Origin of the sequence: Streptomyces sp. RFCAC02, from assembly GCF_004193175.1 — a bacterium.
Lineage (GTDB): Bacteria > Actinomycetota > Actinomycetes > Streptomycetales > Streptomycetaceae > Streptomyces.
Window position 1 is genome coordinate 861898 of record NZ_SAUH01000001.1, and the last position, 14486, is coordinate 876383.

Below are 14486 nucleotides of genomic sequence, written 5' to 3' on the forward strand. Positions count from 1 at the left end.
GGCGAGGCGCCCCCGGGGCGGCGGACGGGCCGGCCGGGGGACGGGGACGACGCGGGTCGTCGGCGCGCGCCCGGTCAGGCGGGCGGCGGAAGGACGCGGTGCCAGGAGGAGTCCACGGATCGAGGGTAACGGGCTCCGGCGCGGCGGCGCCGGGCGCGGCAGGCCGATCGCGACGGTGCCGGCCCGTGGGCGCGCCGAGGGGCGGTCCCGGGGGCCGGAGACGGTGTCCGCCCCCGGCCGGGTACTGCGGCGCGCGGCGTGGACCGGGCTACGGGGAGGCGATGGTCGCGATGACGGCGATGACGATCGTGATCCCGAGCATCGCGCCGAGGACGAGCAGCAGCTTCCGCTGGCCGCCGGTGGGGTTGGGGTCGAGCGCTGGCATGCCGCCCAGTCTCCCACTCAGTGGCCGTCGTCCACGCACCGGTCCCGCCCGGCGGCGAAGCCGACCGCGATCTGCGCGGCCATCAGGACGGCGAGGAGCGCGAGCGGCACCTCCCAGCCGCCGGTGACGTCGTTGAGCGTGCCGACGAGGAGCGGTCCGGGGACGGAGATGAGGTAGCCGAAGCTCTGGACGAACGCCGACAGCCGCGCCACGCCCGCGCTCGTGCGGGAGCGCAGGCCGATCATGGTGAGGGCGACGGGGAAGGCGCAGTTGGCGATGCCGAGGAGGACCGCCCACAGCCAGGCGCCGCCGGCCGGCGCCAGCCACAGGCCGGCGTAGGCGAGGAGGCCGCTCACGCCGAGGACGGCGATGAGCGGTCCCTGCCGGCGGTAGCGGGTGGCGAGCCGCGGGATGACGAACCCGAGGGGGGCGCCGATGCCCATGATGATGGCGAGGAGGACGCCCGCCGTGCCGGCGGAGACGCCCGCGTCGCGGAACATCTGCGGCACCCAGCCCATGGTGACGTAGGCGGCGGTGCTCTGGAGGCCGAAGAAGCAGGCGAGTGCCCACGCGGTGCGGGACCGCAGCAGGCGCGGCCGGCCGGTGGCCGCGGCGGGTGCCGTGCCGGCGGACGCGGCGGCGGAGGCCGGTGCGGCGGCGCGGCGGTGGCGTTCGGCGAGCAGCCAGGCCGGGATGCCGGGCAGCGCGACGACGGCCCACAGGGCGAGGCTGACGCGCCAGCTCTCGCCGGCGGCGTGCGTGAGGGGGACGGTGAGGGCGGCGGCGGACGAGGTGCCCAGCGCGAACGCCGTGGAGTAGAAGCCGGTGGCGGTGCCCACGCGGTCGGGGAAGTACCGCTTGACGAGGACCGGCATGAGCACGTTGTTGACGGCGATCCCGGCGAGGGCGAGGGCGCTCGCGGCCAGGAAGAACACGGTTCCGCCGGCGAGGGAGCGCAGGACCAGGCCGGCGGCGATGGCGCCGAGTCCGGCGGCCGCCACGACGGCCGGGCCGAGGCGGCGTGCGAGGCGGGGCGCCGTGGTCCCGAACAGGGCGAAGCACAGCGGCGGCACGGATGTGAGCAGGCCGGCGACGACGCCGTTCATGCCCAGGTCGTCGCGCACCTCCTCCAGCAGGGGGCTGAGGCCGGATATGGCGGGCCTGAGGTTGAACGCCGTGATCACCAGGCCGGCCATGAGCAGCCAGGGTCCGAGGCGGGCGGCGCGCGCGGGCGGCGCGCCGCCGGGGGCGCGGTCGTGCAGGGTACGGTCATCCTTCGCCAGCTCCATGAGCACATCATAGAATCATGGGATGAATCCCGTGCCGGGATTCAGGACTCCTCGGGAGAGGCCAATGTCACTCACCGCGCCCCGCCGCTCCGCCCTGGCCGACCAGGTCATCGCGGAGCTGCGGCACCAGATCACCTCGGGCGCCTGGCCCGTGGGCTCCCGCATCCCCACCGAACCGGAGCTGGTCGAGCGGCTCGGCGTCGCCCGCAACACCGTCCGCGAGGCGATCCGCGCCCTCGCGCACAACGGGCTCCTCGACATCCGCCAGGGCTCGGGCACCTACGTGACGGCGACCAGCGAGCTGGCCGGGGTGATGCTGCGGCGCTTCCAGGACGCCGAGCCGCGCGACGTCGCCGAGCTGCGCAGCGCCCTGGAGGCCCAGGCGGCACGGCTGGCGGCACAGCGGTGCGACGAGGCGGACGTACGGCACCTGGAGGCACTGCTCGCGCGCCGCGAGGAGGCGTGGGAGGCCGGGGAGGCGGAACGGTTCGTCGAAGCGGACGCCTCGTTCCACATGGCCGTCGTCAAGGCGTCGCGCAACGAGGTGCTGAGCGCCCTGTACGCGGACCTCGGCGGGGTCGTGCGGGCGTTCCTGCGGCGGAACGTCGGGACCGAGCTGCGGATGACCGCGTACGCCGACCACGCGGGCCTGGTCGCGGCGATCCGCGCCGCCGACGCCGCGGCGGCCGGGCGGGAGGCGGGGGCGCACGCTCTGGACTGCCTCCGGGCGCTGACGGCCGGCCCGCCCTCCTGACCCGCGGGGCTCAGGGTCCCACGTGGATCAGCGGCGCCCACAGCGCCTGGGCCGCAGGAGCCCCGGCGCGGACCGCGCGCAGCGCCGTGTGCAGCGCCTCGGCCGTCCGCGCGGTCGCGAGGGTGCCGTCGGGCGCGGCGAGGTCCGCGTAGACGGCCCGTGCGACGCGCGCGCCGGTCGTGTCGGGGAGCTGCCACAGCGAGCCGACCACGTGCGGATAGCCCGCCATCTGGAAGGCGCTGGCGATGTGGACCGCCTCGTCGGCCAGTTCGGCGCTGGTGCGGTGCGTGTCGCAGGCCGACAGGTAGGCGAGCGCGGCGGACGGCAGACGGAGCCGTGACACCGCGTGGACGGTGAGGGGGCGTGTCGCGTGGTCGGTGAGGACGAGCCGCCCGGCGCCCGGACGGAACGGGTCGGCGTGGGCGTGGCAGGCGAAGTGGACGTAGGCGTGCTCCGGCAGCGCCGCCTCCACGGCGGTGCTCGTGGCGGCGGCGCCGGTGATGACGCTGGTGGCGGGGAGAAGGTCCTTGAGCCAGGCGGCCTCCTCCTCGACGCCGGGCAGTGCGGGGAGCCCCGCGGCGTCCGGGACGGCCACGACGAGCAGACGGGGCCGCGGTCCCGGCTGTGCGGCGCGGCGGGCCGTACGGTCCCGCGCGTGGCGCAGGGCGCGCAGGGTGGGCGTGTAGGAGGAGACCACCCGGTCGAGCGCGCCGGGCACCGTGCCGTCCTCCGCGGCGTGCAGGGGCAGCGCGGCGAGGGCGTTGCCGGGTGACCACCAGATCCGGGGCCATGGCGCTCCGGGAGCGACCGGCGCCATGCCGAGGTGGTCGAGGACGGGGCCTGTGACCGCGGTCCACAGCCACGCGAGGGTGTCCCGCACGGTCCGGGCCGCCACGACGGTGGCCGCCCGGCCGCGGCGGGGCCGGGCGAGGCGGGCCAGCGCGGCGTGGCAGTCGCGGGTGCGGCGTTCCGCGGCCTCAGGTGTGAGGTCGGGCAGCGGAACGGCCGTCACGCCACCGGGGGTCACGACGAGCGCGGAGCTGCCCCACGCCGAGGTGACGATCAGGACGACGGGACCGTCCGACGCCACCGCGCGCAGCTCGGCGTCGTCCCACTCCCCCACCGGCCGGAACATCCGCAGATCGGGATGGGCCGTCCTGATGCCGGTGAGGAGCCGCTCCCAGGCGCCGGCCGCGTCGTGGCGCGCGTCGGTGTCCGTGTCCGTGAGGCCGTCGAGGGTGTCCCGCAGGGCGGTGAAGCGGTCGGCGAGGGCCGGGTCGCGGGCGCGGAGGCTCGTCAGATCGCTGTCCGCCTCGAAGGTCTGGGCGAGCAGGACGCCCCTGGCCTGTTCGAGGAGCCGGACGGCGCGGGCGGGGTCACCCAGGCGCACCGCGCAGGCGGCCGCCTGCGCGCCGAGGCCGACCATGCCGCCGAGGAGGTGTTCCTGGTCGTCGCGGGCGAGGCGGCGCGGCGACAGGGCGGGCAACTGGTCCACGGCCACGGTGAACGCTTCGACGGCCTCGCCCCATGTGCCGCTCTCCGCCCGGACGAGACCCCATCTCCACGCCGCCGCGAGCCGGTCGGCCGGTGTTCCGTGCTCGGCGAGCGCGGCGGAGCGGTAGGTGACGGCCGCCTCGTTCGGCAGCAGCCCCACGGCGCGGCGTGCGACGCGTCCCACCGCCCGTACGAGGCGGTTCGGTCCGGCGGTCGCCGCGGCGTCCGCCAGGGCGGTGAGGTAGGAGTGGGCCGTCTCCTGGTAGTCGCCGAGCGTGGCGAGCCGGCGGGCGCGTGCCGGGTCGTCCGCCGGGGTCGCCATCACGGCCTCGCGCTGGAGCGCGATGGCCGCCTCCAGGGCGGGCGGCCAGAGCCACGGCCCGAGACCGGCGAGGCGGATCTCCGCGACGAGGACCGCGCAGGACGGCCTGCGGGGGGAGCCGGGCGGCAGGGCGTCGAGCGCAGCCTCGGCGAGGGCACGGGCGCGGCGGATGTCGCGTCGGTGCCCCGGCACGGTGGAGCGGGCGCGCAGCGCGATGGCGAGGTTGATGCGGCGCTGGGGCAGCAGCGGGTCGTCGGCGGGCGTCAGGGCGAGGGCGCGGTCGAGGGCGTCCACCGCCTCGTCGGCGAGCCGGGGGTCGCCCGTGCGTTCCGCGAGGTGCAGGGCCGCCAGCCCGGCCGCGCCGAACGTGACGGCGCGGCCCGCCGCGTCATGGCCCGGCACCTCGGTGGCCCGCCGGCGGCAGGCGTGCGCCTCGCGGAGGTCGGCCGTGTCGCCGGTGAGCTGGTGGCGGTCCATGAGGGCGCCGCCCAGGTTGATGAGGCGCGTGGCCAGCTCGGGGTGGCCCGGCGCGGTGGCGGCGACGGCCTCCCGCAGCGCTTCGATCGCCCCGGCCAGGTCGTCGGTGTCGCCGGTGCGCCGGTGGCGGGTCGAGAGGGTCATGCCCAGGTTGTCCAGGACGACCGGGCGCTCGGGGTGCCCCGGGCCGAGAACGGCCGTGGCGCGGCGCAGCAGGCCGACGGCCTCGTCCAGGTCGGCCGTGCCGCCGTCCCGGTCGGCGCGGGCACGGAGGGTGAGCGCCGGGTGGACGAGGCAGCTCACGGTGCGCACGGTCGGTTCACCGGGAAGGGCGGCGAGGGCCTCGCGCGACCGGGCGACGGCCGCGTCGAGGTCTCCGGGGTCACCGGAACGGCCGTAGCGGGTGCGCAGCGTGACGCCGAGGGTGCTGAGGAGGGAGGCCCGTACCGAACGGTCCCGTGGCGCGGTGGTCGCGGTGGCGTCCAGGGCCTGTTCGAGGACGGTGACGGCCTCGGCGAGGTCGGCGGGGTCGCCGGTGCGGGTGTGCCGGTGCAGCAGGGCGCTGCCGAGGTTGTGCCCGGCGGGTCCCGGGCCGTTCGGGTCGCGGGGCGCGGCGCGGCGGTAGAGGTCCACGACCTCGTCGTGGTCGCCCGGGGCGCCGCCCTCGCGGCGGATACGGAGCCGGAGCGCGTCGGCGAGGGCGGCCAGGAAGCCGCCGTGTCCGGGGTGGCGTTCGTCCGCGCGGGCGATGACCTCGCGGGCCAGCCCGATCGCCAGGTCGAGGGCATGGGGGTCGTGGGTCTCCTCGTGACGCGCGCGGTGGCGCACGCCGAGGTTGTGGAGGCCGACGACGGCGTCGGGGTCGAGGTCGGCGGCCCGGCGGGCGAGGAGAACGGCGGCTTCCCGGGCCGCCGGGTCGCCCCAGTGCTCCCCGCAGGCGTCGAGGGCCACCGCCAGGTCGGCCAGGCAGGTGGCGTGGTGGGGGCTGTCCGCCGGTGTGGCGAGGAGGGCGAGTTCACCGGCGGCGAGGGCGGAGACGAGGTGGTCCGCGGGCGTGCGGCCGGTGGCGCGGAGGAAGCCGGCGAGGTCCACGATGCCCGGCGGGGTCGCGGGCGAGCGCGGCGGGCCGGTGCCGTCCGGCCGCTCGTCCGCGGCCAGGACGCCGGCGGCGCACAGGGCCGACCACTCGCCCGGACCGTCGGCACCCGCCGGGTCCGGGCGCGGCCCCGGGGCGGCCGCGTACCCGTCGGCCAGTTCCTCGGGGACGGCGCCCGGGTCGGCCACCCACACCGGGTGCAGCAGCATTCCGGCGCACGCGCCGTCGACCTCGGCGCGCGGCGGGACGGCGGCGGCGGAGCGGCAGACGAAGAACCAGCCCAGCGCGTGGCGGGCCGTCATGTCGGTGGTGAGGTCGGCCAGTCCGGCCAACCGCTGCACCGCGCCGTTCACCCCGGGGTCGGTGAGGACCGCCGCGTCCCCCTCCGCGGCGAACCGCTCGACCCGGTCGAGGACGAACGCGACACACCGGTCCCGCTCCGTGTCCGTCATCGGCCCGCCCCGCCTCCCCCCGCGCGCTGTCCCGTCCGGTCAGTGCCCGCGCGGGGCCGCCTGCGCGGCCGACAGCCGGTGCACGTGGGAGGCCGTGACGATCGCGGCCGGGACCGCCGTCAGGTGCAGAACGAGGGCGATCCACGCCGACGGTGTGAACGAGTACTGCAGGCCGAGGTGCTCGCCGGAGCCGGCGGCCGGATCGAGACCGACCCAGTCCTCGCGCAGCCCCAGGGTCCAGGGGAACCAGAAACCCGGCCAGGTCAGGAAGGTCGCCAGCCAGGCGATCCACCACGCCCGCGGCGGCCTCGCGCCGGCGGGCCGCCGACCGGACGGGGTGGAGGCCCGCCAGATGTCGTCGGCGATCCGTTTCGGGACGAAGAGGTTGACGCCCGGGACGAGCCAGCCGGCCACCGCCAGGGACGGACGGTGACGCAGTCGCCCCGGAGCGATGGCCCCGGCGACGGCGCGCAGCCGGGCGAACCAGATCAGCCAGCACACGACGAGCGCCGCACCGACGGCGATCTGCGCGGGCATCAGGACGGAGAAGACGTCCACCCATGCCTGCTTGTCGGCGGTGTAGTCGTCGTAGCGGCTGTACATCTCCCCCATGCCGATCGCGACGGAGATCTGGTGGACCGCCGTGACCAGGGAGACCGCGGCGAACAGGGCGAGCAGCAGGATGACGGAGACCTCGGCCGCGCGCCCGCGCGTACGGGCGCGTTCGCCGGCCGGCCGTCCGTCGCGGCGGTCGGGCGCCGGCGCCGCGGAGGGCGCGGTGGCCGGCGCGGTGGGGGCGGCGGCGATCGCACGGGCCTCGGTGGAGACGTGCGGGGCGGGGCCGCGGGGGTCTTCGTGCTGGAGGAGCCGTACGGCGTCCCTGCCGAGCCCCGCCAGCAGTTCGGGCGGCAGCCACGGGCCGGTCGTCCCGCCGCGCAGTTCCTCCCGGTCCCTCAGTTCGGCGAGGGCCGGCCGGTCCGCCGGGTCCTTGGCCAGGCAGTGCCCGACCAGCCCGCGCAGTGGCTCCGGCACCCCGGCGAGGTCCGGGGACTCGTGCACCACGCGGTACATGAGGGCATGCGGTGCCCCGTCGGGCGCGCCGAACGGCAACCGCCCGCAGGCGGCGAAGGCGAGGACCGCGCCCAGCGCGAAGACGTCACTGGCCACCGTGAGCGTCTCGCCCCTGACCTGCTCCGGTGACATGAAACCGGGCGAACCGATCACCGCCCCGGTCGTGGTGAGACCACCGGTGAGGGAGTCGTCCAGCGCGCGGGCGATGCCGAAGTCGATCACCGTGGGCCCGTCGATGGTGATCAGGACGTTCGACGGCTTGAGGTCGCGGTGGACGAGTCCGGCGGCGTGGATGTCGTCCAGTGCTCGGCACAGCCCGGCCGCCAGGGCGCGCACCGAGTACTCGGGCAGCGGTCCGTACCGCGCCGCAACCACCTCGTGCAGCGTCGGCCCGGCGACGTAGGCCGTGGCCACCCAGGGCAGCGGCGCGTCCGGGTCCGCGGCGAGTACGGGCGCCGCCCTGTCGCCGCCGACCCGCCGGGCGGCGGCGGTCTCCCGGGCGGACCGGCGGCGGAACTCGGGGGACGCCGCGAGTTCGGCGCGGATGGTCTTCACCGCCACGGTCCGGCCCCGGGAGGAGCGGGCCAGGTAGACCACCCCCATGCCGCCCTCGCCCAGCCGGCCGATGAGCCGGTAGTCGGCGATCCGGTCGGGATCGTGGTCCCGTAACGGCTGCACGCCCGGGCCTCCTCGTCCTTCGTCCCTGTCCCACCGCCGGACGCCCCGGCACGGTCTGCGACGCTCCGGGCCGGGTCACCGGTTCCTCGCCGGGGGCCGGAGACCGGAGAAGGACGACGAGCGTACGCCGAGGTGCCGCGGGATCGGGAGGCCGCGGCGGAGCGCGTCCACCTGTCCCCGGGGCGGCGGTCCTTTCGTGTGCGGCGTTTGCCAACTGAGCGTTTTCACTTGTTATTTGGCGCGCGGTACGGCAGCGCGGGAGGGCTAGGATGCCTGCCGGTCACCCCGACGTGACCACACCCTCGAACGGGAAGGTTCCCCCATGCGCCACATCACGCGAGGCATACGGCGGCTCGGTCTGCTGACGGCCATGCTGGCCGCGGTCGTCTTCGCCACCGCGACCCAGGCCAGTGCGTCGCAGAACGCCGGCTGGGTCTACACGCTGAACCGCAGCGGCGCGGTCTTCTTCGACGCCGACCTGAACGGCTACGCCGGGTACGAGAAGATCACCGTGTGCGACAACCTGACCGACGGCCGCGGCATCGTCGCGTACGTCGGGGCGGTGACACCGGGCGGCGACTACAAGACCTACACCTTCAAGGACCCGTCGCACGACGGCCAGTGCCGTTCCTGGGCCACCAACTACTTCGTCGAGGAGCACGTGGTGTTCATCGACGTCTGCAACTACTGGGGCGACAACCTCGCGGACTGCGCCCACGCCAGGGCCGTCTCCTGACACCGCTCGCGTGACGCGGCGCGGCCCGCGGCCCGCCGCGCCGCGTCAGCGGGTACCCGGGGGCGGCTGCCACCCCCGGCAGGCCCGTACCCCGCGCCATACCACCAGGAGTCTCCCGTGAACGACGCCCCGCCGCCCCGTGGCACCGCCGGTCCGGCGGAGGTACTGCGTGCCCTGGGCGGGGGCGGTGCCGTCGTGCTGCCCAATCCCGCGCCGCTCACCCATGTCGTCGCCGCCGCGCACGCGCCGGCCGTCAACGAGGCCAAGGGCAGGCCCGCCGGGCAGCCCGTCGCCCTGTGGGCACACCGCCCCGACACCCTGCGCACGCTCGCCCCCGTGTGGGACCTCTCCCCCGCCGACCGCGCGTTCGCCGGGCGGCTGCTGGCCGACGAGCACCTGACCGTCCTCCTGCCCCTGCGGCCGGGGGCGATGACGCCGCCCTGGCTCGCGCCCGCCGCGCGGGACGGCTGGACGCTCCTGTTCGGCGCCCGCTGGGAGCCGCTGCGGCCGGTCCTGGACGCGCACCCCGTGCTGTACGTGAGCAGCGCCAACCGCACCGGGCACCCGCCCGCCGCCACCGCGGCGGAGGCACGGGCCATGTTCCCGGCGGCCGTGCCCGTCCTCGCGCCCCCGCGCACGCCGGCGCCCGGCCCCAGGAGCGCGACGACGACCGTGCGCCTGGACCCCGGCGGCCGGCTCACCCTGCACCGCCGCGGCGCCCAGGACCGCCCGTACCCGGACCCGGACGCCTACCTCCGCCGCCTCGCCGCCGACGGCCGTCGGTAGGCTCGCCGGGGACTGTTCGTTTCTGTCGGATTCACTGAGTCCGGGGAAGGGGTCTCGCGTGAAGGTCCTCATCAGCGGCGGTACCGGCTACATCGGGAGCACGGTCGCCTCCGCCTGTCTGGACGCGGGGATCACCCCGGTGCTGCTCGACAGCGGGGTGGCCGGCCGGGCCGAGTTCGCCGAGGGGCGCGCGTTCTACGCGGGCGACATCGCGGACGGCGACCTGATCGACCGCGTGTTCGCCGAGCACCCGGACATCGACGCCGTCATCCACGCCGCGGCCCTCATCGTCGTGCCCGATTCGGTGGCCGACCCGGTGGGCTACTACCGGGCCAACGTGAGCAAGAGCCTCGACTTCGTGGCGCACCTCCTGCGCAACGGCTGCGAACGGCTCGTCTTCAGCTCGTCGGCCTCGATCTACGAGCCGGGCGACGACCTGACCGTGGACGAGGAGTCCCCGTTCGCCCCGCAGAGCCCGTACGCCCGCACGAAGGTGATGTGCGAGGGCATGTTCGCGGACATCGCCGCCACGCAGCCGATCCGCGTGCTGTCGCTGCGCTACTTCAACCCCATCGGCGCCGACCCGAAGATGCGCACCGGCCTCCAGGCCCGGCGGCCGAGCCACGCGCTCGGGAAGATGATCCAGGCGTACGAGGACGGCGTCCCGTTCGAGATCACCGGCACCGACTACCCCACGCGGGACGGCTCCGGCATCCGCGACTACGTGCACGTGTGGGACCTGGCGGGCGCGCACGTCGCGGCGCTCCAGGCGTTCGACCGGGTCCTGCCCGGCCGCCACGGCTCCACCGCGATCAACATCGGCACCGGAACGGGCACGACCGTGCGCGAACTGGCCAATGCCTTTAACAGCGTGGCCGACAAGCCGATCGAGGTGATCGAGTCCGGACGCCGCCCGGGCGATGTCGTCGGCGCCTACACGCGGACCGACCGCGCCCGCGACCTGCTCGGCTGGGAGGCGCGGTTCACCGTCGCCGAGGGCATCCGCCACTCCCTGGAGTGGGCCGCCCTCCGCGCCGAACGCCTGGACGGCTGACCGGCCCGGCGTCCGGACGAACAGGGGGGTGCGTCGGGGGAATGGCCAGTGAGCGGCTGCGCCGCATGCTCCAGGAGGCCAGGGAACGCGAGACTGCCGCGGCCCTGCCGGACCGGCTGCCCGGCATCCGGTGCGGCGGCTACCGGCAGGAGACGGACCTCCCCGCCTGGGTCGCCACCGCGATCGCCGGGTTCATCCGGACCGACTCGGTCCCGGTCGCGACGATCGGGGAGGACGCCGGGCCGGAGCGCCTCGCGGACTGGATCGAGTCGTTCGCCCGCGACCGGGGCCTCGGCGACCACGTCCTGATCGGGACCGGCATGCGGTTCTTCCCCTGGCTGGAGTGCGTCCTGCCGGGAAGCGGCTGGGCGACCGCCGTCCGCGCGGCGCTGGGCGAGGACCTCTTCGCCGTGTCGGCGGACGGGACGGTGCTGGTCGCCGTCCTCGCCGAGGAGTACGACTACCTGGGCTTCGCCGCCCATGCCTCCGCGCCGGGCGGCTGACGCGCGCCCGTCCCCCCGCGAACGCGTCGCGGGGGGACGGAACAGCGGGACGGGCCGGCTCAGGCGCCCATCATGTGGACGCCGCCGTCCACGTGCACGACCTCGCCCGTCGTCTTCGGGAACCAGTCGGACAGCAGCGCCACGACGCCCCGCGCGGCGGGCTCCGGGTCGGACAGGTCCCAGCCGATGGGCGACCGGCTGTTCCAGACGTCGGCCAGCTCGTCGAAGCCCGGGATGGACTTGGCCGCCATCGACTTGATCGGCCCGGCGGAGACGAGGTTGACCCGGATGTTCTTCTCCCCGAGGTCCCGCGCCAGGTAGCGGGCGGTCGCCTCCAGCGCGGCCTTCGCGACGCCCATCCAGTCGTACTTGGGCCACGCCACCTGCGCGTCGAAGTCCATGCCGACGACCGACCCGCCGCGCTGCTCCAGCAGCGGCAGCAGCGCCATCGTCAGGGACTTGAGGGAGTACGCCGACACCTCGACGGCCGTGGCGACCGAGGGCCACTCCGTGTTGAGGAAGTTCCCGCCGAGCGCGTCCTGCGGCGCGAAGCCGATCGAGTGGACGACACCGTCGAGCCCGACGCCCTCGCCCAGGTGCTCGCGCACCTTGTCGGCGAGCCCGGCGAGGTGTTCACCGTTCTGCACGTCCAGTTCGATGACGGGAACGGGCTTCGGCAGCCGCTTGGCGATCCGCTCGACGAGGCTGAGCCGGCCGAAGCCGGTGAGGACGACCTCCGCGCCCTCCTCCTGCGCGAGCCGCGCCGTGTGGAAGGCGATGGAGGACTCGGTGAGCACCCCGGTGACCAGGACGCGCTTGCCGGCGAGAAGTCCGCTCATGTTCAGTGACCCATGCCCAATCCGCCGTCAACGGGGATGACGGCTCCAGTGATGTACGTGGCCTCGTCGGAGAGCAGGAAGCGGACGACGGTGGCTACTTCCTCCGGCTGCGCGTACCGCCCGAGCGGGATCTCCGACAGCATCGCGGCGCGGCGCTCCTCGCTGACCGCGCGCGACATCTCGGTGTCCACCCAGCCGGGGGTGATGACGTTGCAGGTGATGTTGCGCGAGCCCAGTTCACGGGCGGCGGAGCGCGCGAAGCCGATCAGACCCGCCTTGGAGGCGGCGTAGTTGACCTGCCCCGGCGAGCCCATCATGGCGACGACCGAGGAGATGAGGACGATCCGGCCGCGCCGCGCGCGCAGCATGCCCTTGGACGCGGCCTTCACGACACGGAAGGTGCCGGTGAGGTTGGTCTGCAGGACGGAGTCGAAGTCCTCCTCCGACATGCGCAGCATGAGCTGGTCGCGGGTGATGCCCGCGTTCGCGACGAGCCCCTCGACCTTGCCGTGGACGGCCTCGATCTCTTTGTACGCCTGCTCCACCTGTTCGCCGTCGGTGATGTCGCAGCGGACCGGGAGGCAGCCGCGTTCGACGAGTTCCTTCGGCGGCTCTCCCGAACGGTAGGTGAAGGCGACCTTGTCGCCCGCGTCGGCCAGTGTGCGGGCGATGGCCAGGCCGATCCCGCGGTTGCCTCCGGTGACCAGAACCGAGCGGCTCAAGGGAACACCTGCTTTCTCAGTCGTATGCTCCGGACAACGCTAGTCCCCCGGCCCGTCGGGGCAGGGAGCGGGGCGTGACAGGCGGTACGGCGCCCCGCTGTGGGAACCCCACAGATATCGGCGCCTCCCCACCCCCGTGCGGGCGGGCACCGGGCGGCGGTGACCCCTTGGGCGGAACCCCCTTCACCATGCATGATCTACGCGCGGGGCGTCCCACCCGGCCCGTCCGTCTGCGCCCGCCCCCGCCGCCCGCACCGTGGCACACGGACAGGAGACACCGTGCCGAGCACCATCGACGACTCGTTCCTCGCCCTCCCCTGCCGCCCGCTCGCGGACGCCGCGCTCGCCCGCGCCCGTTCCCTGGGCGCCGACCACGCCGACTTCCGGCTGGAGCGCGTCCGCAGCGCGAACTGGCTGCTGCGGGACGCCCGTCTCGCCGGCTCGCAGGACCGCACGGACACGGGGTACGCGGTCCGCGTCGTCCACGGCGGCGCGTGGGGTTTCGCCTCGGGTGTCGACCTGACGCCGGACGGCGCGGCCCGCGCCGCGTCCCGGGCGGTGGAGATGGCACGTCTTTCGGCGCGCGCGGGCGCCGCGGCCGGCACGGCGGCGCCGGTCGAGCTGGCCCCTGAACCGTCCCACGGCGAGCGCACGTGGGTCTCGGCGTACGAGGTGAACCCGTTCGACGTGCCGGAGGCCGACCGCGTCGGCCTGCTCGCCGACCGCAGCGCGCGGCTCCTCGGCGGCCGGGGCGTGACGCACGTGACCGCGCGCCTGTGGGCGGTGCAGGAGAACAAGTTCTACGCCGACACCGCCGGCACCGTCACGACGCAGCAGCGCGTCCGCGTCCTGCCGGAGCTGACCGCGACCTCGGTGGACGCCGCGACGGGCCGCTTCGACTCGATGAACACCCTCGCCCCGCCCGCCGGGCGCGGCTGGGAGTACCTGACGGGCACCGGCTGGGACTGGGACGGCGAACTGGGCCGCCTGCCGGAGCTGCTGGCGGAGAAGATGGCCGCCCCCTCGGTGGAGCCCGGCGCGTACGACCTGGTGATCGACCCGTCGAACCTGTTCCTCACCATCCACGAGTCGGTCGGCCACGCGACGGAGCTGGACCGCGCCCTCGGGTACGAGGCGGCGTTCGCCGGCACGTCGTTCGCCACCGTGGACCGGCTCGGGACGCTGCGCTACGGCTCGCCCGCCATGAACGTGACCGGCGACCGCACGGCCGAGCACGGGCTCGCCACGATCGGCTGGGACGACGAGGGCGTGGCGGCCCAGTCGTGGGACCTGGTGCGCGACGGTGTCCTCGTCGGCTACCAGACGGACCGCCGTACGGCCGCGCTCCAGGGCCTCGGGCGGTCCACGGGCTGCGCGTTCGCCGACGCCCCGTCGCACGCGCCGATCCAGCGCATGGCGAACGTGTCGCTGCGCCCCGACCCGGAAGGCCCCGCCACGGCGGACCTGATCGGCCGGGTGGAGCGGGGCATCTGGGTGGAGGGGCGCGGCTCCTGGTCCATCGACATGCAGCGCTACAACTTCCAGTTCACGGCGCAGCGGTTCTGGCGCATCGAGAACGGCCGCCTCGCGGGGCAGCTCCGCGATGTCGCGTACCAGGGCAGCACGCCCGAATTCTGGGGCGCGATGGAGGCGGTCGGCGGCCCGGACACGTATGTGCTCGGCGGCACTTTCATGTGCGGAAAGGGACAGCCCGGACAGGTCGCGGCGGTGAGTCACGGGTGTCCCTCGGCGCTCTTCCGGGGAATCACCGTTCTCAACACCGCGCGGGAATCGGGCCGCTCGTGAGAAACGGGGACGGGACGCGGTG

General features: G+C 75.3%; 12 protein-coding genes. 6 read left to right on the forward strand and 6 right to left on the reverse strand.

Translation table 11 applies throughout. The annotated features are described in order from the left end of the window. Positions 1-268: 268 nt before the first annotated feature. Positions 269-385: an SGM_5486 family transporter-associated protein gene (locus EMA09_RS29245; protein WP_276324154.1), complete on the reverse strand. Its 117-nt coding sequence runs from the start codon at positions 383-385 to the stop codon at positions 269-271. 17 nt (positions 386-402) lie between these two features. Further along, positions 403-1674: an MFS transporter gene (locus EMA09_RS03830; RefSeq protein WP_129838884.1), complete on the reverse strand. Its 1272-nt coding sequence runs from the start codon at positions 1672-1674 to the stop codon at positions 403-405. A 64-nt stretch (positions 1675-1738) separates the two neighbouring features. On the opposite strand from EMA09_RS03830, the gene EMA09_RS03835 reads away from it, so the two are divergent. Further along, complete coding sequence (locus EMA09_RS03835) at positions 1739-2428, forward strand: FCD domain-containing protein (RefSeq protein WP_129838886.1); 690 nt, start codon at positions 1739-1741, stop codon at positions 2426-2428. A 10-nt stretch (positions 2429-2438) separates the two neighbouring features. On the opposite strand, the gene EMA09_RS03840 is transcribed toward EMA09_RS03835, so the two are convergent. Continuing rightward, positions 2439-6269, reverse strand: a complete 3831-nt coding sequence (locus EMA09_RS03840; protein ID WP_129838888.1) for a CHAT domain-containing protein — start codon at positions 6267-6269, stop codon at positions 2439-2441. A 39-nt stretch (positions 6270-6308) separates the two neighbouring features. After that, positions 6309-8018 carry a protein kinase gene (locus EMA09_RS03845; protein WP_129838890.1) on the reverse strand — a complete coding sequence of 570 codons (1710 nt, stop codon included), beginning with the start codon at positions 8016-8018 and terminating at the stop codon, positions 6309-6311. Between the two features lie 322 nt (positions 8019-8340). Here EMA09_RS03845 and EMA09_RS03850 point away from each other — a divergent pair, with 322 nt between their 5' ends. From EMA09_RS03850 to EMA09_RS03865, 4 genes are all read left to right on the forward strand, one after another. Further along, on the forward strand, positions 8341-8754 hold the full coding sequence (locus EMA09_RS03850) for a hypothetical protein (RefSeq protein WP_129838892.1): 414 nt from the start codon (positions 8341-8343) through the stop codon (positions 8752-8754). A gap of 117 nt (positions 8755-8871) precedes the next feature. Then, positions 8872-9540 carry a Sua5/YciO/YrdC/YwlC family protein gene (locus EMA09_RS03855; RefSeq protein WP_129838894.1) on the forward strand — a complete coding sequence of 223 codons (669 nt, stop codon included), beginning with the start codon at positions 8872-8874 and terminating at the stop codon, positions 9538-9540. A gap of 58 nt (positions 9541-9598) precedes the next feature. Then, entirely contained in the window at positions 9599-10594 is a 996-nt protein-coding gene (gene galE, locus EMA09_RS03860; RefSeq protein WP_129838896.1) for a UDP-glucose 4-epimerase GalE, read from the forward strand. A gap of 41 nt (positions 10595-10635) precedes the next feature. Continuing rightward, entirely contained in the window at positions 10636-11097 is a 462-nt protein-coding gene (locus EMA09_RS03865) for a hypothetical protein (protein WP_129838898.1), read from the forward strand. A 59-nt stretch (positions 11098-11156) separates the two neighbouring features. Here the strand turns inward: EMA09_RS03865 and fabI are convergent, their stop codons facing one another. Then, positions 11157-11936: an enoyl-ACP reductase FabI gene (gene fabI / locus EMA09_RS03870; RefSeq protein WP_129838900.1), complete on the reverse strand. Its 780-nt coding sequence runs from the start codon at positions 11934-11936 to the stop codon at positions 11157-11159. 2 nt (positions 11937-11938) lie between these two features. After that, on the reverse strand, positions 11939-12658 hold the full coding sequence (fabG, locus tag EMA09_RS03875) for a 3-oxoacyl-[acyl-carrier-protein] reductase (protein WP_129838902.1): 720 nt from the start codon (positions 12656-12658) through the stop codon (positions 11939-11941). Between the two features lie 279 nt (positions 12659-12937). Between fabG and EMA09_RS03880 the strand changes: the two genes are divergently transcribed. Continuing rightward, positions 12938-14464: a TldD/PmbA family protein gene (locus tag EMA09_RS03880; protein WP_129838904.1), complete on the forward strand. Its 1527-nt coding sequence runs from the start codon at positions 12938-12940 to the stop codon at positions 14462-14464. Positions 14465-14486 lie beyond the last annotated feature (22 nt).

Excerpts from the sequence above, each read along its gene's own strand:
- EMA09_RS03835 (WP_129838886.1), top strand. The coding sequence starts at position 1,739 with ATGTCACTCACCGCGCCCCGCCGCTCCGCCCTGGCCGACCAGGTCATC.
- EMA09_RS03865 (WP_129838898.1), top strand. The coding sequence starts at position 10,636 with ATGGCCAGTGAGCGGCTGCGCCGCATGCTCCAGGAGGCCAGGGAACGC.
- EMA09_RS03830 (WP_129838884.1), bottom strand. The coding sequence starts at position 1,674 with ATGGAGCTGGCGAAGGATGACCGTACCCTGCACGACCGCGCCCCCGGC.
- EMA09_RS03840 (WP_129838888.1), bottom strand. The coding sequence starts at position 6,269 with ATGACGGACACGGAGCGGGACCGGTGTGTCGCGTTCGTCCTCGACCGG.
- fabI (WP_129838900.1), bottom strand. The coding sequence starts at position 11,936 with ATGAGCGGACTTCTCGCCGGCAAGCGCGTCCTGGTCACCGGGGTGCTC.
- EMA09_RS29245 (WP_276324154.1), bottom strand. The coding sequence starts at position 385 with ATGCCAGCGCTCGACCCCAACCCCACCGGCGGCCAGCGGAAGCTGCTG.
- EMA09_RS03850 (WP_129838892.1), top strand. The coding sequence starts at position 8,341 with ATGCGCCACATCACGCGAGGCATACGGCGGCTCGGTCTGCTGACGGCC.